The 22,465-nt window shown below is 49.0% G+C and carries 19 protein-coding genes and 1 pseudogene; 14 read left to right on the plus strand and 6 right to left on the minus strand.

Features of this window, described 5'->3' with window-relative positions; all coding sequences use genetic code 11:
• Positions 1–377 precede the first annotated feature (377 nt).
• From CWE09_RS02000 to CWE09_RS02020, 5 genes are all read left to right on the plus strand, one after another.
• Positions 378–1,220: a bifunctional transcriptional activator/DNA repair enzyme AdaA gene (locus CWE09_RS02000; protein ID WP_126802231.1), complete on the plus strand. Its 843-nt coding sequence runs from the start codon at positions 378–380 to the stop codon at positions 1,218–1,220.
• 201 nt (positions 1,221–1,421) lie between these two features.
• Positions 1,422–2,018: a LysR substrate-binding domain-containing protein gene (locus CWE09_RS02005; RefSeq protein ID WP_126802232.1), complete on the plus strand. Its 597-nt coding sequence runs from the start codon at positions 1,422–1,424 to the stop codon at positions 2,016–2,018.
• 49 nt (positions 2,019–2,067) lie between these two features.
• Complete coding sequence (locus tag CWE09_RS02010; RefSeq protein ID WP_126802233.1) at positions 2,068–2,322, plus strand: type II toxin-antitoxin system ParD family antitoxin; 255 nt, start codon at positions 2,068–2,070, stop codon at positions 2,320–2,322.
• A complete protein-coding gene (locus CWE09_RS14330) occupies positions 2,322–2,606 on the plus strand; it encodes a type II toxin-antitoxin system RelE/ParE family toxin (RefSeq protein ID WP_126802234.1) in 285 nt (94 codons plus the stop codon). Before CWE09_RS02010 ends, CWE09_RS14330 begins: the two co-directional genes overlap by 1 nt.
• A 55-nt stretch (positions 2,607–2,661) precedes the next feature.
• Complete coding sequence (locus CWE09_RS02020; RefSeq protein ID WP_126802235.1) at positions 2,662–2,934, plus strand: GNAT family N-acetyltransferase family protein; 273 nt, start codon at positions 2,662–2,664, stop codon at positions 2,932–2,934.
• Positions 2,935–2,952: 18 nt separating this feature from the next.
• Here CWE09_RS02020 and CWE09_RS02025 read toward each other — a convergent pair whose 3' ends face one another.
• Complete coding sequence (locus CWE09_RS02025; RefSeq protein WP_126802236.1) at positions 2,953–3,531, minus strand: TetR/AcrR family transcriptional regulator; 579 nt, start codon at positions 3,529–3,531, stop codon at positions 2,953–2,955.
• On the opposite strand from CWE09_RS02025, the gene CWE09_RS02030 reads away from it, so the two are divergent.
• From CWE09_RS02030 to CWE09_RS14190, 4 genes and pseudogenes are all read left to right on the plus strand, one after another.
• Complete coding sequence (locus tag CWE09_RS02030) at positions 3,524–3,685, plus strand: Rid family hydrolase (RefSeq protein ID WP_241974283.1); 162 nt, start codon at positions 3,524–3,526, stop codon at positions 3,683–3,685. The genes CWE09_RS02025 and CWE09_RS02030 overlap by 8 nt on opposite strands.
• A gap of 83 nt (positions 3,686–3,768) precedes the next feature.
• Positions 3,769–4,020 carry a type II toxin-antitoxin system Phd/YefM family antitoxin gene (locus CWE09_RS02035; protein WP_126802237.1) on the plus strand — a complete coding sequence of 84 codons (252 nt, stop codon included), beginning with the start codon at positions 3,769–3,771 and terminating at the stop codon, positions 4,018–4,020.
• Positions 4,010–4,240, plus strand: a pseudogene (locus tag CWE09_RS02040) (type II toxin-antitoxin system RelE family toxin); the annotation flags it as partial. The gene CWE09_RS02035 and the pseudogene CWE09_RS02040, both read left to right, overlap by 11 nt.
• Complete coding sequence (locus CWE09_RS14190) at positions 4,226–4,417, plus strand: hypothetical protein (protein ID WP_198679753.1); 192 nt, start codon at positions 4,226–4,228, stop codon at positions 4,415–4,417. The pseudogene CWE09_RS02040 and the gene CWE09_RS14190, both read left to right, overlap by 15 nt.
• A 46-nt stretch (positions 4,418–4,463) precedes the next feature.
• On the opposite strand, the gene CWE09_RS02045 is transcribed toward CWE09_RS14190, so the two are convergent.
• Both CWE09_RS02045 and CWE09_RS02050 read right to left on the minus strand, forming a co-directional pair.
• Positions 4,464–4,769 (minus strand): chaperone modulator CbpM, encoded by a 306-nt coding sequence (locus CWE09_RS02045; RefSeq protein WP_126802238.1) that lies wholly within the window; start codon positions 4,767–4,769, stop codon positions 4,464–4,466.
• A gap of 1 nt (position 4,770) precedes the next feature.
• A complete protein-coding gene (locus CWE09_RS02050; RefSeq protein WP_126802239.1) occupies positions 4,771–5,673 on the minus strand; it encodes a DnaJ C-terminal domain-containing protein in 903 nt (300 codons plus the stop codon).
• A gap of 145 nt (positions 5,674–5,818) precedes the next feature.
• Here CWE09_RS02050 and CWE09_RS02055 point away from each other — a divergent pair, with 145 nt between their 5' ends.
• From CWE09_RS02055 to CWE09_RS02065, 3 genes are all read left to right on the plus strand, one after another.
• Positions 5,819–7,099, plus strand: coding sequence for an APC family permease (locus tag CWE09_RS02055; protein WP_126802240.1), 1,281 nt, complete (start codon positions 5,819–5,821; stop codon positions 7,097–7,099).
• Between the two features lie 85 nt (positions 7,100–7,184).
• Complete coding sequence (locus CWE09_RS02060) at positions 7,185–8,375, plus strand: aromatic amino acid transport family protein (RefSeq protein ID WP_126802241.1); 1,191 nt, start codon at positions 7,185–7,187, stop codon at positions 8,373–8,375.
• A 151-nt stretch (positions 8,376–8,526) separates the two neighbouring features.
• Complete coding sequence (locus tag CWE09_RS02065) at positions 8,527–9,057, plus strand: hypothetical protein (RefSeq protein ID WP_126802242.1); 531 nt, start codon at positions 8,527–8,529, stop codon at positions 9,055–9,057.
• A 7-nt stretch (positions 9,058–9,064) separates the two neighbouring features.
• Here the strand turns inward: CWE09_RS02065 and CWE09_RS02070 are convergent, their stop codons facing one another.
• The 3 genes from CWE09_RS02070 to dsbD all read right to left on the minus strand — a co-directional run bounded on the left by CWE09_RS02070 (position 9,065) and on the right by dsbD (position 20,325).
• Positions 9,065–17,524, minus strand: coding sequence for a glycoside hydrolase family 94 protein (locus CWE09_RS02070; RefSeq protein ID WP_241974284.1), 8,460 nt, complete (start codon positions 17,522–17,524; stop codon positions 9,065–9,067).
• 272 nt (positions 17,525–17,796) lie between these two features.
• The gene (gene dsbG / locus CWE09_RS02075) at positions 17,797–18,570 is read right to left on the minus strand and encodes a thiol:disulfide interchange protein DsbG (RefSeq protein ID WP_126802243.1); all 774 of its coding nucleotides are present in this window, start codon (positions 18,568–18,570) and stop codon (positions 17,797–17,799) included.
• A gap of 36 nt (positions 18,571–18,606) precedes the next feature.
• On the minus strand, positions 18,607–20,325 hold the full coding sequence (dsbD, locus tag CWE09_RS02080; protein ID WP_126802244.1) for a protein-disulfide reductase DsbD: 1,719 nt from the start codon (positions 20,323–20,325) through the stop codon (positions 18,607–18,609).
• A gap of 132 nt (positions 20,326–20,457) precedes the next feature.
• On the opposite strand from dsbD, the gene CWE09_RS02085 reads away from it, so the two are divergent.
• Positions 20,458–21,135 (plus strand): response regulator, encoded by a 678-nt coding sequence (locus CWE09_RS02085; RefSeq protein ID WP_126802245.1) that lies wholly within the window; start codon positions 20,458–20,460, stop codon positions 21,133–21,135.
• Positions 21,132–22,463 carry a histidine kinase dimerization/phospho-acceptor domain-containing protein gene (locus tag CWE09_RS02090; protein ID WP_126802246.1) on the plus strand — a complete coding sequence of 444 codons (1,332 nt, stop codon included), beginning with the start codon at positions 21,132–21,134 and terminating at the stop codon, positions 22,461–22,463. The genes CWE09_RS02085 and CWE09_RS02090 overlap by 4 nt, the downstream gene beginning before the upstream one ends.
• Positions 22,464–22,465 lie beyond the last annotated feature (2 nt).

Below are 22,465 nucleotides of genomic sequence, written 5' to 3' on the forward strand. Positions count from 1 at the left end.
GTACTGACTGGAAAGCTGTGGCGCGATTCTATATGACTGTTCAGCAAGGTATGTCGATTCAGGCAAGCGATGGAGTCGAATATAACGATCTGTTGAGCATTGCTGACAGCGCAATGGCAGCTTGGGACGATTTGGTCAAACGAAGCTAGTTAGGCAAACATAGCAAGATTCGGGTCGGCAGCCTGAGGGTGGCTTATTACTATTGACTCTCTATTTAAGTATCTATTCATTAAGAACAGAGTCAGAGAGGTCAATTATATGAACACACTCAAAAACAAGGTTGCTATCGTGACTGGCGCTAGTGCAGGTATCGGCCGTGAAACAGCGTGGCTGTTAAATGGCGGCGTATCTATAAATCGCGTCTGAGAGGCTTTGTTATGTCTGACTATGATCGAATCGAAAGCGCGATGGCTTACCTGGTGGATAGGGCGGCTGAACAGCCTGGTTTGGAGCAAGTCGCCGCTCATGTGCACCTGAGCCCCTACCATTTCCAACGGCTTTTTTGTCGGTGGGCAGGTACAACGCCGAAGCGTTTTTTGCAGGCCCTGACATTAGAGCGGGGGAAAGGATTGCTGGATAAATCGCTGTCCTTGCTTGAAGTTTCACATGAACTTGGATTAAGTGGCAGCTCAAGATTGCATGATCATTTTGTGCAGCTGGAAGCAGTCACCCCGGGCGAGTATAAGAATCAAGGAAAGCAGTTACAAATAGAGTACGGTGTACATTCGACGCCACTGGGGCCTATGTTTGTGGCAGTCACTCAACGAGGTGTTTGCCGGGCTGAGTTCATGGACTTTAACAGCAAGGAAGAACTTCTGGATGAGTTGCATAAGGCCTGGCCTTTCAGCTCAATTACGGAAAACGTTTCATCTACGTGCCATGTTATTGATGCATTTTTTAACCGTAAGGTAGCTTTTAAGCAGGGCCCAATGTCGGTCCATGTTGCGGGGACTAATTTCCAGATAGCAGTGTGGCGGGCCTTGTTAAAAATACCTCCGGGCGCCGTTGCGAGCTATACCCAAGTAGCTGAGTCGCTGGGCGCTCCTAAGGCTGCAAGAGCCGTTGGTAACGCCATTGGCTCAAACCCGGTTGCTTTATTGATTCCCTGTCACCGGGTTATACAACAAAGTGGGGCGCTTGGCGGTTACCGCTGGGGCCCTACCAAGAAATTCATGGTACAAACCTGGGAAAGAATGCGCGATGATCCGATCATGCTATAACAACGGCATGCAACCGATGTTTATATCCCGGGTGGCTTTCCGACTTCAGTGTGTCAATCAGCAACAGGGCTAGGTTTATGTCTTTTAGTTGAAATCTCAGCTGTCCCGGTCGGCTGAAAGCGTCAGGCTTTTCTGCTCCTCCAATACACGAAGCCGCTCGTTCAATACCTGATTAATAGAGACATAAGCACTGCTGCCCGCATGTTGTTGCGCCATGTTATTCCGGTTTTGCAGCAAGAATTTCCGGATATTGAAGTTGACCTTGTCACTGAAGGTAGTCTGGTAGATATAGTGGCGGAGGGCTTTGATGCGGGCATCCGTTTGGGCGAAGATGTGCCGCAGGATATGATTGCTGTGCGCTTTGGTCCACAGATCCGATTCCTGGCCGTTGCGTCACCCGCTTACCTGGCGGCAAATCCGCCACCGCAAAGCCCTGATGGCTTACAAAAGCACCGCTGTATCCGTCATCGTCTACCCAGTGGCAAACTTTATCGCTGGGAATTTGCAAAGGACAGTGAAGAGGTTGCGGTCGAGGTACATGGCAGCATCACCCTGGACCATCTGAACCTGATGGCGGAGGCCGCAGCGGCTGACATGGGTATTGCCTATCTGCCTGACCTGGTGGCTGGGCCTTATCTACAACAAGGCAAGTTAGTGCCTGTATTATCGGATTGGTGCCCCCAGGGGCCGGGGCTTTGCATTTATTACCCAGGCCACCGGCATGTGCCAGCGCCATTGCGCGCTTTTCTGGATGTGCTCAAAGAGGTGGAAATTCCTGCTCCGCAACTGACTCAGTAGCGATGTTACAGAGCGTATTTTCATACTATGTGTATCAGGAGCACCTATTATGAGCATGCACCGAAAAACTATTACCTTGACTGAGCAACAGGACAGCTGGGTAAAGGGCCAGATTGAAAGCGGTCATTTCGGCAATGATAGCGAGTATATTCGCCATCTCATCAGGCGAGACCAGCAGGCTCAGGAACGTCTTGTCACTTTGAGAGAAGCTCTGACTGCAGGTGAATTAAACGGGAAAGCTCAGCCGCTCGATATATCGGCTATTAAAGAGACCGCCCGTAAGCAGATGAAGGCGGTTGAATAGTGTTTCAGCTGAGTGTCACGCCGAGGGCGAATTCAGACCTTACTGGAATTTGGCTATACCCCTGTGAAGAATGGGGTGCAGAGCAAGCAGATAAATACCTGGATCAGTTGGCGGCCGGAATGAAACAGCTGATGAGTCATCCTTCATTAGGTACGAACTACGCCCATGTTCTGCCTGGATATCGCACTCGCCAGGCAGTGCATATTTTACGGGCAAATGTGCGCCGCAGTAGTCAGGAACAGAGTGCTGGATATATGCTGCGGCAGGTAACACATAATAGGTAGACCCGCTGATGGTAAGCTTTAGCATGCAGGCTTTGTGCATTATTAAGGACAGAAAATGATACGTGAATTTATGGCTTCAGATATGGAAAGTGTTTTGAATATCTGGCTGGAGTCTTCGGTTAAGGCACATGACTTTGTTGATCGTGAATTCTGGGAATCTAAACTGGATGATATGAGAAATATCTATATCCCGGCCTCAGAAACTTATGTCTATAAAGAGAATAAGAAAAGCGTGGAGTTTTATAAACGCTGCGGTTTTCAGTTAGTTTCCGAGAAAGAAGACCCGCATACAGGACATCTTGAGCTAGTAATGGAGTATCACTCATAACAAAGCCTGTTTAGCCAACTATGCAGGCTCTTTTAAAAAGCCGGATGCCAGGAGCTGAAAGGCTTCGACAGCTTTAGGGGTAACTTCCTTTGGATTGTCGCTGGCGGCAATCCAAAGTGCTGCATTGAGCGCGGCGCCACTGAGTAGCCTGGCAGCTGCTTCTGTATCCATGGGTTTCATAACGCCTTGTGCAACCAGCTGCCGGACCCTTTGCTGGGTGACTTCCAGACAACTGCTCTGGCTGGGCCATTGTGACGGGTCGCCCAGTACGGCGGGGCCTTCCAGCAATACGATGCGTTGCACTTCAGGATCCAGAGCCATACGTATATAGGCGACGCCTTCGGCAAGCAAGCCTTGCCATAAATCCTTAGTGTCTGCGCCCATATCTTGTGCGCGCAGGGCCATTTCAGTGTCAATTTGCTCTACAACAGCGGCGAAAAGGCCTCGTTTATTGCCGAAGTTGTGATACAAAGCGCCTCTGGTTAATCCTACTTCTGCAGTAAGATCGTCCATGGAAGCGGCGGCATAGCCTTTTTCAGCAAAGGCTTTTCTGGCCGCTGGTGGTTGTACATTCGACGATATTGTCGACGTGACCACCTTTCATACCGATCCAGAAAACCAGCTGGATACTATTATGGAAATAAAACAAAAAGTGTTCAGCGCACCGCCTTACCCAAACTGGACGGCTATAGGTGTGAACTGGTTAGCGGGTTTCGATTTTGAAATTAAGGTGATCGCCCGTATTCCTTAACCTGGTATTGAACTTTGAAAAGTAGCTTATGTATAAAAAAGAGCTAATATAAGTGCTGAATATAGCGCTTTTTAGAGTTCATTATGCGCCAGGTACTAGCCGAATTTTCTGTAAGTATTTCAGAGTTAAAGAAAAACCCGTCAGCTTTACTTTCTCAGGCAAGTGGCTCGCCTATTGCAGTTTTAAACCATAATAAGCCGGCGGCTTACCTTGTCCCCGCAGAAACCTATGAGGCTCTGATGGAGATGATTGAAGACTATGAGTTGACGCAGTTAGTGGAAGAGCGTCGCGGTGAGAAAGATAAAGCGATAGCGGTATCTCTGGATGAGTTATAAGCTGAAATTTATTCCTGTTGCTCTTAAAGAATGGGGGAAACTAGGAGCGCCTATCTAGAGCCAGTTTAAAAAGAAGCTGGCAGAGCGATTGAAAAATCCGCGGGTTCCAGCTGATAAGCTTAGTGTCTATGATTCGGTCTATAAAATTAAGCTTCGCTCTGCAGGCTTTCGATTAATATATGAAGTCGTGGGTGAGGACGAACAGATGTCATCAGTGCTACTTGAGGATGGTCGCAGTATTGCACTGCAGGGACTGTATGTGGCTCCCATAATCAGCATCCAGTCTCCATTGGTTGATGGCCTGGGTCTGGCATTACAGGAAACGCCTATGGGCACCTTAGCCATAACCTCCGGCACCATGGCAGGCATAGCGGCTCATCGTGCATTGATGTTTTGAAAAGCTTCCTGTGATGCTATGCGAACAGCTCATTGTTATTTCGCCGTCAGAGACAGAAACGCTGCAAGCGTTGCTGCAGGCGTTCGTTTTCTTTGCGTAGTTCTTCGAGTTCATCCAGCAGGCTTAATACCAGAGGCATATCGGCCCAGTCGGTGACTAGTTCGCCGTGCATGCGGGCGGCTTTGTTGGCGATGCTGATGGAGGTGACGGTGAATTGCCATTCCTGCTTATGTTCACCCTGTGCCGGAGTAATGATTTCCTGCTCAATGAGCTCCAGCATTTGTTGCTCGTCAATGCTGGCGCATTGACAGAGTTCTTCAAATCCAACATAGAGAACACGTGAGCTTGTCATGTTATTTACTCCACTCGGTACGAGGGTTAAAGTCAGATTCTTTTGCCAGTCGCGACCAGAGTTTATTCATGGCGGCTGTATGCGTGTCTGGCATCACTATCTTAAGTATGGCAAATAAATCGCCCTGGTCATTTTTGCTTTTCAGTCCTTTGCCTTTTATGCGCAGGCGTTTTCCTGACTGACTGCCCGCTGGAATGGTCATTTCAATTTTGCCACTTAAGGTAGGCAGAGTGATTTTTGTTCCTAATGCTGCTTCCCAGGGAGCTAACGGCACGGTAATGATCAGATTGGAGCCTTCGACATCAAATAAAGGATGGGGCACCAGTCGTACCTGCAGATACAAATCACCCGAGGCGGCTCCGCCTTTACCCGGGGCACCCTGATCTTTTAAACGAATGCGTTCGCCGTCGGTTACCCCAGCCGGCACTTTAACGTTTAATGATTTAATATCTTCTTTTAATAATCCCTGCTGCTCATATTGCACACGGTATTTAACAGGTTTGGTTGTGGTCTCGAGTGTATCTTCAAGAAACACCGGTAACTCGATTTCAATATCACGCCCTTTGCGGGAGAAAGGATCGGCGCGCTGATATTGAGCACCTCGTGTACTGGCACGGGCGAAAATATCATTAAAAAAATCACCAAAATCCTGATTCGACGAACTGCCACCATATTGTTCTTGCTGTTCATGAGCACGACGTAGCTGGTCGTATTCTTTGCGGCGTTCAGGATGACGTAAAACTTCGTATGCTTCAGAGACCTCTTTAAATTTACTTTCGGCCTGGGGGTCTTTACTGACATCCGGGTGATATTTACGGGCCAGTTTACGATAGGCGGTTTTTATTTCGTCTTGCTCCGCTTCAGGAGCAACACCCATCACCTTATAAAAGTCTTTAAATTGCATTCTTGTGGCCTGTGTTAAATAGCATTCTGTTCGTTAGGTAATGACTATAGCAAAGCTTCAGCTTCATATAGACTTCACTGAAATTAAATAATTTTTTTGTTAGCTTAGCTAAAAATAAATACATTATTCACAGAGGATATGCCAGATGGCAGAGAGTCGACTGGTTCGCCATACGTCATTAATGGGCGCTATTTTATTGGGGTTGGGTGCCATTGTAGGGACCGGTGCTTATGTGTCCATTGCATTGGCAACGGAAATAGCAGGTTCCTGGGTATTGTTGGCTATTTTCCTGGCGGCTTTAGTGGCAGCTTTTAATGGCTTATCCAGTGCTCAGTTAGCGGCAGTGCATCCGGTCAGTGGTGGTACTTATGAATATGGTTACCACTTCCTCAATCATTGGGCTGGGTTTACCGCGGGCTGGCTCTTTGTGGCGGCTAAAAGCGCGTCGGCGGCCACTGCGGCACTTGCCTTAGGGTTGTACGTACTGCCAGCTCTGGGATTGCCTTTGTGGCTGCAGATCCCGTTGGCGCTGGCTGTATTGCTGTTATTAATGGCGTTGGTCAACGGCGGTATGCGCCGTTCCAATAAAGCCAATTTAGTCATAGTGCTTGTCAGCATAAGTGCGTTGATTGTTTTTTCTCTGCACGCCATTGTTATGGCAGACAGTGGTCAAAGTGAGCAGGCGCTTAATTTCAACCTATCGATAACCGAAGGCTTGGGCTGGGGTGAATTTCTTGGCGCGGTAGCGTTGCTTTTTGTCGCTTACACCGGGTATGGACGCATTGCTACTATGGGCGAGGAAGTCAGCAATCCGAAACGTACCATTCCTCTGGCCATTGCAGCTACTGTGATTGTGACCACTTTGCTTTATATTCTTATTGGGTATGCTTTGCTGCATACTTCATTGTTTACTCAGGGGCTTAGTGAGGGCAATCGGGAGCTTGCTCTGGTGGCTTTAACTGAGCAAGGCTGGTTGCGTATTCTGGTACTGATTGGGGCAGGGGTTGCCTTGTTAGGGGTTATCCTGAATCTTATTCTTGGCGTCTCCCGGGTCATTCTTGCGATGGGCAGACGAAAAGACCTGCCTGTTTCTATGGCTAAACTCAACACCGATAATACCTCAGCGCCGAATTCTGTGTATGCCGCAACGGGCGTAATGATGGTGCTGGTGCTTTTAGGTGACGTGCAGCTTGCCTGGTCATTCAGTGCTTTTACTGTGTTGGTGTATTACGGTATTACCAACCTGGCGGCCCTGAAAATCCCCCGGCATCAGCGTTTTGTTCCTAAGTTTGTATCTATACTGGGTCTTATCAGTTGTTTTGGACTGGTGTTTTTTATTGATGGTTATGTGTTCATCGCCGGTTGCCTGTTGATCATAGCCGGCCTCATCTGGCACTGGTGGCGATTTAAACCTGTAAATAATTAAAATCTGTTGCGTTTTGCCTCTTCCACTTTAGGTAAAAGCCCGTTAGTGTCTTTGCCATAAAAATAAGCATAAGGGTGAGTGGGTTTTGACATCTAATAGCAGGGTAGTTGGTAGTATTTTCATTCTGGCTGGCACCACCATTGGTGCCGGCATGCTTGCACTTCCTTTAACCTCCGCAGGTTTAGGTTTTGGTACCTCGGTGGCGGTTATGCTGGGGATTTGGGTGTTAATGGCCTATACCGGCTTGCTGATGCTGGAATTACATCAGCATATGCCTTTGACGACCACCTTGCATGGCCTGGCCGGGCAGTTTCTGGGCTGGAAAGGGCGAAGCACAGCTACCCTGGCGATGCTGTTTCTACTCTATGCCTTGTGTGCCGCTTATATAGCAGGCGGGGGTGCATTGATGCAGGAACATTTAAAGAACCTGGTGCCCGGATTACCTCCATTTAGCGGCGTGCTGGTATTTACCCTGGTAATAGGTTTGGTGGTGTCTCTGGGAACCAGCAAAGTGGATATGATTAACCGCATCCTTTTTGTTCTTAAGCTGATTACGCTGGCTACGGCTTTAGTTATGCTAACCCCTCAGGTAAGCAGTGGTTATCTACTGGACTTGCCACTAGAGCAGGGGCTGTTAGTTGCTGCCTTACCTGTTATTTTCACGTCTTTTGGTTTTCACAGCTGCATCCCTTCGCTGGTGCGTTATGTCAACAATGACATTGCGTCTCTGCGTAAAATTGTACTGATAGGATCGAGTTTGCCGCTGGTGATTTATATCATCTGGCAAGCCTTAAGTTTTGGCACCGTCGGCCAGGACGGGCTGATGCGTAACAACGACCTGCCGGATTTTGTCAATTCAATTGCGGCAGTAGTGCATTCAGACTGGGTCGTTGCTGCTATTTCTTTGTTTGCTGATTTAGCTTTAGCGACGTCCTTCCTGGGTGTGAGCCTGGGTTTATTTGATTTTCTGGCGGAAAAGTTTCAGCGTCCAGATAATAAACGAGGCCGCATGCAAACCGGCCTGATAACTTTTCTACCACCATTGGTATTTGCGCTTTTTTACCCTCAGGGATTTATTATCGCACTCGGTTACGCGGCCATAGCCCTGGTGATTATTGCTATTGTCTTACCTGTACTTATGGTGCGTAAAGCCCGCATTGATTACGCTGATGCCAGCTATCAGGTTGCCGGTGGCAGCCTGGGTCTGTACCTGGCTCTATTGGTTGGCGCTCTGGTTATTATCGCTCAACTGATGGTGGCTTTTAATCTGGTGTAAGCCTTAAATATGAGTTCGTTTTTTGGATGACCAACAGGACAGTACTGGCATGGGATGGAAGGCGTCACGAACGTAATGTAATAATGAACACTCTCTGAAACCTTCTGATTAGGTTGATAAACAGGTGATAAATCAATAGGGAGCTCCATCAGTGAAAAGTTCTGTAAGCCTGTTTTGGCTGGCTATTCTGGTTGTTTTAGTTTCTCAGTTTAACTTTTTATTAAACGCTCAGGTTTTGTACGGTGCTTATCTTACGCTGTCTGGCGTTTTGCTTGGGCTGGTTTTGGGATTCGGGCTCTACCTTTTTAAGAAGCATAAAAATCAGCAGTCTATGTATGTACTGGAAGAAGATGGCCGGCGTGATCCCTGGTATAAACAGGTGTTTCAGACCGAATGGGTGTTTACCCTGAGCATTGTGCTGGGCATGATTGCCACTTCCATGCTTAATAATAAGCTGGTGGTTTTTGATGTTTATGAACAGAACTTCCAGGTTATCGGGCAAGGCGAGCATTTCTATCGTGCCAGTCAGTATCAGTACATTGTACTCGAACAGGGCAGTGCCCAGGTGAAATACCTGAGCGATCAAAACATTGCCGTTGGTGAGTCGGTAACGGCGACGCTGCGCCGTGGCCCTTTAGGCTTCCCTGTGCTGCTTTCGGTGCAGCCTGAAGCGGCTAATTGAGAACAAGTTACATGACAATACACAGCTTGTGTGACTGACCATCCAGAGTGATTTTCACACTTTCCTCAGCATGCTCAATAGGGGTGCCATCCAATTCAGCTTTAGAGATACCGGTACAGCGTTTTTGCGGGTTGCTGATTTGGATCTGGTATTCACTGTCTTCAATATTGATCGTGATTTCATAATCTGGCCATTGGCGGGCTACGCAGGGCTTGATAATCAGTGTTTTGCCCCGGCGCTGAAGCCCTAATATGCCCTCCATGGCAGCACGGTACATGCAGCCTGCAGCCCCGGTATACCAGGTCCAGCCGCCGCGGCCCACGTGCGGCGCAACGGAATAGATATCCGCTGCGACTACATAGGGTTCAACCTTGTACTGTTGCATGTCTTCGTTGGTTAAAGCGTGATTAATCGGGTTTAGCAGGTTAAAAATCCGGTTGGCCTGATTACCATCGCCGAGCTGAGCATAAGCTTCTATGACCCAGGTTGCGGCATGGGTGTATTGGCCACCGTTCTCTCTTAAGCCGGGTGGGTAGCCTTGAATATATCCCGGATTTTTACCACCGTAATTGAAAGGTGGTGCAAATAATAAAACCAGGCCAGTGTCATCGGAGACAAGCTGTTTATTTAAAGACGACATAGCATGCAGAGCACGGGCTGGGTCCGCTGCGCCGGACAACACAGCCCAGGACTGGGCAATGCTGTCTATACGGCATTCTTCGCTTTGCCAGGAACCTAACCAGCTACCGTCGTCGTAAGTGGCGCGTCGATACCATTCGCCATCCCAGCTTACTTTTTCAATGATATTGTGTAGTGTTCTGGCGCACTTGCTCCATGATTGCGCACGTTCCTTGTCGTATTTTTTCGCCTGGGGGGCAAATAATTTCAGCGTTTTGATTAATAACCAACCCAGCCAGACACTTTCGCCTTTGCCTTCAGCTCCGACCTGGTTCATGCCGTCGTTCCAGTCACCGGTTCCTATCAGGGGCAATCCAAGCTCGCCTCGCAGTTCGATGCTTTGTTCCAGAGCCCGGGCACAGTGCTCAAATAATGTTGCTGTGTTTTTAGAAACTTGCGGCTGAAATACGCTTTCATGTTCCTCTTCTTTTAACTCAGGGCCTTCCAGAAAAGGCACCTGTTCATCCAGAATGCTGCTATCACCCGAGCTTTGAATGTAACTGGCGGTAGCGTATACCAGCCAGACTCGGTCATCTGATATGCGTGTACGTACCCCGACATCCGAGTGGGGCAGCCACCAGTGCTGTACATCGCCCTGAGCAAACTGACGGGAAGCGGCGCGTAGAATATGTTCTCGTGTATGCTCGGGTTTGGCGAAACTCAGCGCCATGCCGTCTTGCAGCTGATCACGAAAACCGTAAGCGCCACTGGCCTGATAGAAGCCCGAGCGTGCCCAAAGCCGGCAAACCAATGTCTGATAGATAAGCCAGCCATTGAGCATAATATCCATCGCGCGGTCCGGGGTTTTGACCTGAACAGCCCCTAATACCGAACGCCAATGCTCATTGACCAGGTTCAGCTCTTTATCAATGTCGCACTGACGGTATTTAGCTAAGAGCTCTGTCACTGCTTCCGGGGAGGCTTCCTGACCTAGTAAAAAGACCACATCTATTGAGTCACCGGGCTCCAGGACTAATTCCTGACGTAAAGCCGCACAAGGGTCCAGGCCTACGCCGGTAGCGCCAGACAAAGGACGCTCGCTGGTTAAGGCCTGGGGAATGCCTGTCGTATTATTGTGCCCTAAAAACTCGTTGCGATCAGCAGTACAGCTGCTTTGCTGGCCGGCTAAATCAGCAAATGCTATGCGTTTAGAAAAGCCGATACTCCAGGAATTACGAGCCAGTATGGCGCCTTTGTTATCCAGCTCTGTTTGCATAAAAGGTGCATTGGCACTGCGCGAATTGCCCAGCACCCAGCTCACGTAGGCGGTGACTGAAAGTCTGCGTATCTGATCAGAGTCATTGTGCAGGGTTAAGCGAGATATTTTGATGGAGTCGTTAAGCGGTACGAACTGCAATAAGTCGAGCGCTATGCCCTGCGCCTGATGTTGAAAACGGCTGTAACCAAAACCATGGCGGGCGATATAAGTTCCATCATCGCGGACGCAATTGGCGGTGACACTAAAGACCTCCATGCTGTCTTCATCGCGCACGTAGAAAGCTTCTCCGCTGGGATCACTGACGGGATCATTCGACCAGGGGGTAAGCTGGTTTTCGCGGCTGTTTTCGGCCCAGGTATAAGAACTACCTTCTGCGGATACCTGAAAACCGAACTTTGGATTAGCGATGACATTGAGCCAGGGCGCGGGTGTGTTCTGGTCTTTGTTGAGCACTGTTACATACTCGGTTCCCTGTTGATCAAAACCGCCCAGTCCGTTAAAAAATTCAAGTTCAGGCGGCTCCAACAGATGCGTAGTAAAGGTCTGGGTAACCTTGCCACGGCGAATCGCTGAGGGAGTGGCAGTCGCTGGTGCTGAACTTTCTTTTTTATGCTGCAAAAGATCAAGTTGAGTTCGCAATGAACCCGCAGCTGCATATAGCTTGACGCGACAAATAGAGGCCAGTAAGGCACGGGCGGCCATACTCAATTGATCAGACCGCAACGCATAAACGGCTCCGCGGGTCGGTTCGCCAATATTTACCCGCGAGTGGCTGGCTCGAATCGCGGCTTCAATAGCGTCCTGTAATTCCTGAATATAGGAGGAGGGTTGTTCGTTGATGATCACCAAATCAATGCAGAGCTGTTTGATCTGCCAGTATTCATGAGCACGCAACAGCTGCTTTACCTGATTAATGTGTTTTATATTGTCGATATATAAAACCAGGATGGGCAGATCACCTGAGATACCGCTCTCCCAAAGTGAAGATTGTGGAGCTGCACCTTTACGAATAATATCTTCAGAGGAACGGAAGGCAACATCGGGGTAAAGTAAGGGAGTTATCAACTGCTGAAAATCGACCGCTTCATTTTTGGCAATATCCAGGTGGCGCAGTTGCACCTGTGCCTGAGTCCAGGCCAGGGTTTTAGCGCGGGCAAAAGCATTGCGATCATGATGTTTATCGAGCTGCGCCAGCAATTCTTCACGGGAGTTAGCGACCAACGTCCAGAAATCCAGACGGGCTACAGCCCCTGCGTTAATTTTAACCCTACGACGTAAAGCAAAAATCGGGTCCAGTACTGTACCTTCAGTATTTGACAATGACTGCTGGCCAGCAATGCAAACCGCGTTATCCAGTGTTCGGCCTCGCCCCAGAAAATGCGCTCTGCAGGATTCGAATTGCGGCTCAGCGCTAAGTTCACCTTCGACAACCACACAATGCGCTGCCCATATTTCCTGATCGTTGCGTGATCGCGTGCGACGGGTAGCAATGATGGCGTCGAACTCTGGCAAGTATTCCGTCTGCACAAACATCTTCGAAAAGGCCGGGTGTGCCTGATCCGCAGCGGCGGTATTAAGCACGATTTCGGCATAGGAGGTGATTTCTATGTCTTTCGCCTGAGTATCAAAGTTACTCAGCGATAGTCGTCTGACTTCACCGTCGTCTTCCATAGACACCACGACTTCCATGCTGGTGGTCAACTGAGGTTCGTGATGAATAAACTCGGCGCAGTCCTCAGTGAATTCGACGATATCTTCGCTAGCATTTTTAGTTTGCAGCTTTGCACCAGCAGACCAGCGTTGGTCGGTTTGCGTATCACGCAGAAAAATAAAGGTGCCATGGTGTTCCTGACTTGAATCCTGTTGCCAGCGGGTTATCGCAATATCACGCCAGGTACTGTAACCACCGCCGGCGGCGTTCAGCATCACTGAGTAGCGACCATTGCCCAGAACGTGAGTTATTCTTGGGGTTGAGCTGGTCACTCTGAAGCGACGCATGGTAGACGTTTTGCCTGGACCATTCTGGACTGGCGTCTTGACGGCAAGGGCCAGTTTATGGGGCTCTACAATTTCACGAGGCATGCGTTCCTGCAACAGGAGTTCACAGGCCTGAATCATAGCTTCACGGTGGAAACGCCTACGCATCTGCCCTTGTTGAAGGGTATTCGCGATGGCAATGATAGTCATGCCCTGATGATGGGCCATAAAGCTTTCGACGATGGCATAGGGCTGATTGTCCTGGGTTCGGCCGCGGGTGAAATCCACCGCCTCGTAGAAGCCGTAACGGCCCAGCGCGCCTAATCTGGTGAGGTGTGCGTAGTTTGCACACGCCGCTGTGGGGTCAATCATAGTCGCAAGACCGGTCGCATAGGGCGCTATGACTTTATTGGAACCCAGGCCACGTTTAAGGCCGAGTTCAGGCACGCCGAAATTGGAATACTGGTAGGTGAACTCATGGTCCCGGGCGTTAAAGGCCGACTCTGACATGCCCCAGGGAATGTTCAGTGAGCGGGCATAACTTTGTTGTAGTTTGACCACCAGTTCGTTGGTCTGGGCCAGTAAACTACCTGCGGGGGCCCGCATCACCAGCGATGGCATCAGATACTCAAACATGGAGCCGGACCAGGAGATCAAAGCTGAACCTTTTAATACCGGTGTGGCCGAGCGACCCAGGCGGAACCAGTGTTTGCTGTCAGCATCGCCTTTTGCGATGGCAAATAAACTTGCCAGCCGGGCTTCAGAGGCCAGTAAGTCATAACAGCTCTCGTCACGGTTATTGGTTTCCAGGGAATAACCAATGGACAGTAGTTTACGTTGTGGGTCCATTAGAAAAGCAAAATCCATGTCCATGGCAAATTGACGAGCGCTGGTCGCCAGCGCTTTAAGGCGCGCTTTGGTGTCAAGGTCGGCAAGGCCATTTTCACAATCCCGTTGATGCTCGAAGAGGCTCTGTTGCATGGCCTGAACCCAGAAGTGGACTTCAAAATTTGCTGAATCTTCCAGGTCAAGCTCGTTGACCAGATCAACCGCTTGGTTAAGCAAAGCCTGAAGTTGTCCTGGTTCATGAATCTGCATTTCTATAGCTTTCAGTATGCCAGCGATCTGCTGATGCTGCGGCTGAACAGCACTTAGCGCTAAGCGAGCGAGACGGCAGTTATCCAGAAGTCCGCTATTACATACCACAGGCTCGTTCTCTGCCATCCATTCTTCACAGGCATTCGCTACCACAATCAGGTGGCCGGCCAGGTTGCCGCTGTCTACAGAAGAAACATAAGCCGGGGTTAGCGGTTCGAGAGTTTTGGTGGAATACCAGTTAAGAAAATGGCCTTTAAAACGCTGCATTTTGTGCAGGGTCTGGAAAGTAGCTTCGAGACGCTCAATGGTTTGTAAAGTACCGGCCCAGCCAAAATCACGGGCGCTCAATGCCGATAACAGGTACACACCTATATTGGTCGGGGAGGTGCGTCGGGCGACCACAGCTTCTGGGTTTTCCTGAAAATTATCAGGTGGTAACTGGTTATCTTCTTTGCTCACGAAAACTTCAAAGAAGCGCCAGGTACGCCGTGCTATCAATCGCAACTCAAGAACATCCTGAGATTTCACCTGTTGCTCTTCTATGGGCGAGGTTTTACTGGTCCAGAAAGCCAGCGCAGGGGCGGATAGCCAAAGCAGAGCAAAGACTGCAAGTAAGGGCCAGGAGTTTGGAACAAACACTAAAGTGGCAAGCACTAAGACAAGTGAAAGCAGCGTACTGCCTGCCATTTCCCGGTAAAACTCAATGAGTGAGCGGCAAGGTCGGGCAGCGGTCTGCGCTGCTGTGGTCCATTCCAGCAGGTGATGGTGGGTGATAAATAAACGTACTAAGGTTCTGCCAATTGCATCGCCCATACGCCAGGCTTGATCGGGAAGCAAAGCGATGGCGAGAACAGCCTGTACACAGGCCAGCTTAAAGTCGGCAAACAAAGTATTGAAATGGCTACGCGGATTAACATGACGTCGTGGCCATAGATTGCCTAATACCGGCATGAAGGCAGGCAATACAATGCTAATTAACACCAGGCTGGTCGCGGCAATCGCCAGTGGCCAGGGCAATAACCAGCACAGCAGAAGAGCGGCCAAAGTAAAGGGTGCAATCAGGGATCGGCGCAGGTTGTCGAGCATTTTAAAGCGACCGAGCAAAGGTACTGTCTGGGAACCGGTTTTCGGTGCTGTCGAGGACAGGTTAAGAATCCAGGATAATAACTGCCAGTCACCCCGTGTCCAGCGGTGTTGTCGTTTAACGGCTACATCGTAACTGGCTGGAAACTCCTCAATAACTTCGATATCGGAGGCCAGTCCCGCCCGGGCATAAATACCTTCAAATAAATCGTGGCTAAGCAGCATGTTTTCCGGAATACGATTTTGTAATGCGGCTTCAAAAGCATCTACATCGTAGATGCCTTTTCCGGTATATGAACCTTCCTGAAAGAGATCCTGATACATATCGGAGGCGGCCGTGGCGTAGGGGTCAATGCCGCCAGGACCAGAGAATATACGTTGGAACACAGAGCCCCGGTGTTCGTCCGGGAATGAGGGCGTTACCCGCGGTTGCAAAATACCGTAACCACGGGTGATACGGCCTTTTTCGGTATCCAGATAGGGCTGATTGAGCGGGTGTGCCATTTTACCAATCAGGCTGATTACGGTATCGCTGGTCAGGCGGGTATCCGAATCAAGGGTAATAACGTAACGAATATTCTCTGGCAGCTGGCCACAGTCTTCTCTTGTGTTTATAAAGGTGGTATCGGTTGCGCCCCTCAGTAGTCGATTCAGTTCATGCAGTTTGCCGCGCTTACGCTCCCAGCCCATCCATTTATTTTCACAGGCATTAAAAATGCGCCGACGGTGCAGCATCAGAAACTTGTTGCCCGGATACGTTGTATTCAGCAAGGCTATGGCGTCGCATGCCTCCTGCAGTAGCTGAGTATCGGCTTTATTTCTTTCTTCATCCGAGTCGAGCCAGTCAGTAAGCAGGGCAAAAAAAAGATTCTCAGAGCCGGTGCCGGCACTGGATAAATAATGCACTTCCAGTCGCTCCGTCAGTTTTTTGATATCTGCGCTATTGGTTAGCAGCGTGGGCACCGCAATCAGGGTGCGCCTGGAGTCGGGAATGCCTTCTTTAAGCTCCATGCCTGGCAATATAGTGGGATTGAAGCTCCACACCACAAGACGACTGATCAGGCTAGTGGCTACATCCGTAGCGGGGAGAAAGGCAATGAGCGCAAAGGCAATCATCCAGCCAATACTCAGGGTCTGGGTATTAAGTGCATGCAGCGCGAAGGCCAGCAACAGAAGACTGGTAACCACTACAGTGCCGACAAAACCACTAATGCCTATATGACCGATAAAACGACCCATGCGCAGGCGAAAAGGTGCTTTAAAGCCTAATTCTTTTTCAAACTCAGGACGTTGTTGACCGATGAGGTAGAATCCGGGGTCGTCTTTTCCGGCTATTTGCTGAAGTTTTTTGACCACTTCCATTTCTGAATAGTCCGAGTGGCGGCCCAGTTCTTCAATCGCATTGCGGTACAGATTGCGCGTGGCGAAATTCATCGCAGCAAAATCGCTGTTGGCACGCAACTGGGCGTCTACCAGGCTTACTTTTTCAAATAAGTTCGCCCAGTCAATATCGGAAATTAAGCGCATGCTGGTAATCACATTACGGATGGTCACGTTAGCTGCGCCCTGGCGGCGCTCAATATGCTCAACAATGACTTCTACTGATAGGTGTTGGTTTTTTAGTTGTTCATCCAGCCAACGCAGAGCCGGAGTTGTGTCCGGGTCCTGGGCTCGCAGGCGGGTTACCAATTGTGCGGCAAAGGTTTCTGAGAGGCGTTGATCTTTATGTTTACGAAGATAATCGGCAAGGGCTTCTTCACCGTCACCTTCACTTAACATGGTGTCTGCCAACATATTGGCTCTGTCACGTCTTGCCTGTTCACGGGTGATTTGAGCGCCTAAACGGCACAGGTTTTCAACCAGTACGATGCGCAAAGTAATAGCGATTGCCCAAAGCTCGCCAATGGTCAGGGGCTGAACTCGCTGATAGGCATCAATGAAGAGGCGCAGCACTTCGGGATCGAGATGACTGTCGGTATGTGCAATAAAGGCCCAGGCCATACCAAATACGCGTGGATAACCTGCGAACGGACCGCTGGCAAGTTTAGGCAGTTGGTTGTAGAAACCGGCTGGCAGATCTTCACGGATTTCACGGATCTGGGCTTCCACCAGGTGGTAGTTATCAAGCAACCATTCAGCGGCCGGCACCATATCTTTACCAGCTTCCATATCGGTAACACAGTCGCGATAGATCACAAGCAGCGCGTCAGCATTCTCTTCTAAGCGATCACGCAGTGATAATACCCGGGCTGGTTTATCAGTAATTTGCTGTGCTTTTGCCAGACTGGTTGCATGTTGCTCGAGACGCTCAATGCCGAAAAGTTCTTCACGTATAGGTTCAGGGTCCTGCCATAAAGAAGAGGTCTTTCGTTTTTTAAAATAATAACTGCGGATAAAGTGCATAGACATCATCAGTTTCCGTGATTGTTGTCTCAGAGCATGTCAAAACCGGCATTATGCGTTGAGTTAAAGCGATCAATAGGGGAAGTCCCAAGGCTTTGAGTGTAGACGATATTTGCTGTAACCGGATAAAAATTAAACAGTTAGTTGTGCAGGATCAATGTGGAACTTACTGGAACTTGAATAGCTTATAATTTAAAGGAGTTTCTTAGAGGAGGTACAATAATATTAAAGCAAGGGACAGCCATACGAACCCGGGAAATGTCCGCATGGCATTATAGTTGTTAATCACTTATTATCATTTCACGAATTTGCCCCTCTCGTGGTGCACCTTGTATCAATCTTACAGTCCCTTCCTGATCACGATAAAAAGTAGCTGGAGTTGCACGTAAATTTAATTTAGTCATCACTGCATAGTTATCATCTATTGCGCTTTCGCCGAAACTCATTGCTGCTTGCTGTATCGATACTCCACCTGCGTTAAGGGTGTCCATTTGTTTAATAAGTAACGCTGTCGGATCGTCAGACCCGAGAATCGTGGCAGCGACAGCAGGACTGTTTTCACGAATAATGCCAACCATAATGTGACGTACCTGTACCTGGCCGGACTCTACGTAGGGGCGCATTGAGTCGTGCATTCGCTTGCAGAACGGGCAGAACGGGTCGGTAAACGTATAAACAACATTAGGAGCGTCTTCATCGCCGTCGACAATCCAGTGAGTATCTGCCTGTAGAGTTTCCCAGGCATCAGAATAACGGGGTTCGTCAATCAAGCGGCGCATATGACTAGCACCTATATTATTACCGTTACTGTCAATCATGTTGCCGATAATTGCATACTGACCATCTGCTGTGGTGTACAACGTAAGACCCTGTCCCTGATATTCCCCGACATAGCCGGTTAAAGACCCCGGTGCTGCAAAGCTGCCGATAATATTAACTCCCTGACTAGTGATATTCTGCAGCGGGGCGGGTAAGTCTTCGCTTGCACCAGCGCCCTGAATGCTCAATAAAAGCACGAGGGAAAGAGAAGACCATAAGTGTGGTTTTAAAATCATAAAATTTCCTTAGTTTGTATTATTAACAGATAGTGTTTAATGATTAAGCTGGACGCGGCTCAGATGTTGCAAGAATTGTTTGGCATTGATCTCACCGACAATTCGTTCAGCGCGAATCTCTTGACCGTTCGGGTCGATGAATAACATGGTAGGAGGGCCTAAAACGTTCAACTCACGCATGAGTTCCTGCTGTTCATTATTGTTCTTGGTTACGTCTGGGCGCAGGCGTAACATGCCGGATAGCTGCTGCTGAACATCGTCACGAGACAGTATGTTGCGCTCTATCACTTTGCAGGACACACACCAATCCGCGTAGAAGTCCACGAATACATACTGACCGGCAGTGTTTGCTTGTTCTATATAACTGTTGAATTGTTCAAGGCTTTCGACACTTTGGTAGCTTTGTTTACTTTCGTGCTGTTCGCTGCTTCCACGAGACAGGACCTCAGTAAAGTGTTGCGCGCCCTGAATAGCATTAAACATAATCAAAGTTGCCCAGACTGCGAGTACCACTCCCGGGATCCGCATCCATGCTGCCTGATTGTATAGAGCTAATGTTGTGCCCAGGCCAAGTATCAGACCAGCCCATAATGTTAAAGCTATATGTCCAGGGACAATACGTTCGATAAACCAGACTGCGGTACCTAGCAGAATAAAGCCAAACACGGCTTTGATGCGATTCATCCACGAGCCCGGTTTGGGTAGGAACTGCCCGCCGAGTGTGCCGACAATAAGCAGTGGAACGCCCATGCCCATGCCGAGCGCAAATAACGCACTAAATCCGGTTGTGATATCACCGCTTTGACTTATATAAAGGAGTGCTCCGGCGAGAGGCGCTGTCATACAAGGGCCTACCAATATGGCGGATAATACACCCAGGGCAATAGCGCCTTTAAAGTGACCACCACGCTGCTGACTGCTAAGCCGGGTTAAATGATCCCGTAATGGGGCCGGTAACTGTAGTTCAAATACACCAAACATGGCTAATGCAAAGATGATAAACACGCCAGCAAATAATGACAGGGTAACTGGTGATTGCAATGTGGCCTGAAAGCCAGCCCCAGCTAAAGCAGCAATAACCCCGAGGAATGCGTAAGTTAAAGCCATAGGTAACACGTAGGCAAGCGACAGGTAGAAAGCTTCACGTCCTTTTAACTGACTACCTACTACAATGCTACTGATTATAGGAATCATGGGTAACACGCAGGGTGTAAAAGTTAATAAAAGACCCATAACGAAAAAGCCCAGAACAACCCACACGACGGACTGGCTGCTAAGCCTCTCGGTAATGCTCTGATCCGCAGCTAATACGCTGTCATTCGTATCGGTAATGCTCTCACCTGGAATGTCGTCATGCATGGGGGGATAGCACAAACCGGCTTCAGCGCAACCTTGCCAAACTAACGTAAAAGCAGTGCCCTGGTTCTGAATTCGCATGGTGAAGTCGTCGTTGTAGACTTCAGAGCGACCAAAAAACTCGTCTTCGATTATATTTCCTGCAGGAAGTTCGAGCGGATGATCGGAGGCACTGAGGCGTTCTCGGTAAAGGTAGTAGCCAGGTTCAACTTGCCAGTGAATGAGAGTATTACCGCTGTCATCCTGCTCTAATTCGTAGGTGAAGGCTACTTTGGGGTCAAGAAAGTCAGTACTCTGATTACCAAAGTCGGTCTGTTGAGCATTAGAAAACTGAGTCGCTAATACGCTAAATGGAAGTAATAAAATGAAAAATAGAAGAGTCCGTAGACGTTGTTGCATGTGCAGGGTACTCTGAATCGACAAAATAATGGTGCTAGGCTGCCTGTTGTCGATTAAGTTAAAGTTAACTGCTGTATATTTGCTCTAAACGCCTTAACTCTCAATTAACCTGATACATGTACTCTTACCATCATGCATATTTTATTAGTAGAAGACGATGATCAGATCGCAGGTGCTATAGAGCGCGGTCTGCAGTTGCACGACTTTGCCGTTAACCGCGTGGCGACTGGGGTTGCCGCTAAACAAGCGTTAACACATTTCTCAAGCGACCTGGTTATACTGGATTTAGGCTTGCCTGACGGCGATGGCATGCAGGTGCTACGGCATTGGCGCGAGCAAAGTATGCAGCTACCTGTATTGGTGTTGACCGCTCGTGATGGTTTACAGGACAAGGTGTTGGGCCTGCAAGCGGGTGCTGATGATTATGTTCTCAAACCTTTCGAACTGGATGAACTTATAGCCCGTGTGCATGCGTTAATCAGACGTAGTAGTGGGCTCTCAGCTCCATTAATTCGCCATGGAGCTGTCGATTTCAATCCCAGTACAAGAGAAGTTCGGTTGCATGGACAGACTGTATTTTTACCACGAAGAGAGCTGGCGCTTATCGAGAAGCTGTTGTATTCCGGGCGACGGATTATTAGCACTGAACAACTGTATGACAGTCTGTATGGATATGGTGAGGAGCCTGATTCTAACTCCTTAAGTGTGCATATTTACCATGTTCGGCAGAAGTTGGGTAAAGACATTATTGAAACGGTGCGCGGGCTTGGCTATAGGCTGGGAAAAGCGACTGCTGGATCAGTTAAATGAAGAGTATTCAGTCTCGTTTACTGGTCACCTTGCTAGTTTCTTTTGTATTGTTATGGTCGGCAGTTTCAACCTGGTTATTAGTGGACTTACAAGGACAGTTACGGAATACGCTGGATCAGCGTTTAGCGTCTAGTGCCCGTATGGTTGCCGGGTTACTTGAACAAATACCGGAAACACAATTGCAACCCGCGAGCCTGCACAACCGATTTATAATGCCACAACAACCTTCTTTAGAGGGAGTGGCCTGTCAGGTGCGTTTACAAAGTGGAGAACTATTGATTCGGACCCGGGACGATATGGACGTTCTATTGGATTCCCCCGAACCTGGCTTTGAAGTGCGTAACTTTGAAGGTGAAAACTGGCGTTTGTTTACTTATCAGCATGGCGAATTGATCATTACCACTGCCGACCGGGTAGCTGGACGAGAGGCTTTATATCGAAGTGTACTCACAGCTGTCGCCGGACCGGTTTTGATAGCCCTGATAGGCATGCTGTTGGCAACCTGGTGGGGGATTCGCAGGGGATTACGCCCATTGTATCAGCTGGGCCACGTGCTACAACAAAGACGAGCTGACCAGCTGGAACCTTTTGAATTGCCAATGCCTCTCGAGATAGCTCCGTTGCAACAAAGCCTGAACTCGCTATTAGAACGGGTACGTACCTTGCTAGCGAAAGAACAACGATTTACCAGCGATGCGGCGCACGAGTTACGTACTCCATTAACGGCGATAAAAACCAATGTGCAACTGGCTCAACGTCTGGAGCCCATAAATGCCCGTGAAGTGCTGCGCGACGCTGAGGCAAGCGTAAGCCGTATGCAGCAAGTGATTGAGCAATTATTAACTCTGGCCCGGTTAGATGCTGATAACGCTCAGAATGGGTACGAGCCAGGTTTATGCAAAGCCGAAACTGTGATTGCAACGGCATTGGCTGATGTAGATAGCCTCGAACGAGTGCTTGTAAAAGGCGATATGGCTTTATATTTAAAGGGTAATGCTGATTTATTGGCTATAGCCGTGCGTAACTTACTGGACAATTCACTTGCGTATTCTAACGATACTGTCGAGTTGAGTGTTTATAAAAAAGATACTGAGACATTTCTATGTGTGCGTGATTATGGTCGGGGTTTAAGTGATGCGGATAAGACATGTGCGCTGGAGCGGTTTTGGCGCGGAGATACCACAGGCGATAAGAAACCTCCTACTGGCAGTGGCCTGGGGCTGGCGATTACGCAGCAAGTATGCCGACAAGCCGGCATACAACTGGAGTTCACTGATGCCAGCCCGGGGCTTAGTGTTTGCTTGATTTCAGATAACCCTGTTGCCTAGTG

Source organism: Aliidiomarina minuta, assembly GCF_003987145.1.
GTDB classification, from domain to species: Bacteria; Pseudomonadota; Gammaproteobacteria; order Enterobacterales; family Alteromonadaceae; genus Aliidiomarina; species Aliidiomarina minuta.

Bases quoted from the DNA above. Each gene is read 5' to 3' on its own strand.
- CWE09_RS02000 (WP_126802231.1), top strand. From the start codon at position 378: ATGTCTGACTATGATCGAATCGAAAGCGCGATGGCTTACCTGGTGGAT.
- CWE09_RS02005 (WP_126802232.1), top strand. From the start codon at position 1,422: ATGTTGTTGCGCCATGTTATTCCGGTTTTGCAGCAAGAATTTCCGGAT.
- CWE09_RS02010 (WP_126802233.1), top strand. From the start codon at position 2,068: ATGAGCATGCACCGAAAAACTATTACCTTGACTGAGCAACAGGACAGC.
- CWE09_RS02020 (WP_126802235.1), top strand. From the start codon at position 2,662: ATGATACGTGAATTTATGGCTTCAGATATGGAAAGTGTTTTGAATATC.
- CWE09_RS02035 (WP_126802237.1), top strand. From the start codon at position 3,769: ATGCGCCAGGTACTAGCCGAATTTTCTGTAAGTATTTCAGAGTTAAAG.
- CWE09_RS14190 (WP_198679753.1), top strand. From the start codon at position 4,226: ATGTCATCAGTGCTACTTGAGGATGGTCGCAGTATTGCACTGCAGGGA.
- CWE09_RS02045 (WP_126802238.1), bottom strand. From the start codon at position 4,769: ATGACAAGCTCACGTGTTCTCTATGTTGGATTTGAAGAACTCTGTCAA.
- CWE09_RS02050 (WP_126802239.1), bottom strand. From the start codon at position 5,673: ATGCAATTTAAAGACTTTTATAAGGTGATGGGTGTTGCTCCTGAAGCG.
- CWE09_RS02055 (WP_126802240.1), top strand. From the start codon at position 5,819: ATGGCAGAGAGTCGACTGGTTCGCCATACGTCATTAATGGGCGCTATT.
- CWE09_RS02070 (WP_241974284.1), bottom strand. From the start codon at position 17,524: ATGATGTCTATGCACTTTATCCGCAGTTATTATTTTAAAAAACGAAAG.
- dsbG (WP_126802243.1), bottom strand. From the start codon at position 18,570: ATGATTTTAAAACCACACTTATGGTCTTCTCTTTCCCTCGTGCTTTTA.
- dsbD (WP_126802244.1), bottom strand. From the start codon at position 20,325: ATGCAACAACGTCTACGGACTCTTCTATTTTTCATTTTATTACTTCCA.
- CWE09_RS02085 (WP_126802245.1), top strand. From the start codon at position 20,458: ATGCATATTTTATTAGTAGAAGACGATGATCAGATCGCAGGTGCTATA.
- CWE09_RS02090 (WP_126802246.1), top strand. From the start codon at position 21,132: ATGAAGAGTATTCAGTCTCGTTTACTGGTCACCTTGCTAGTTTCTTTT.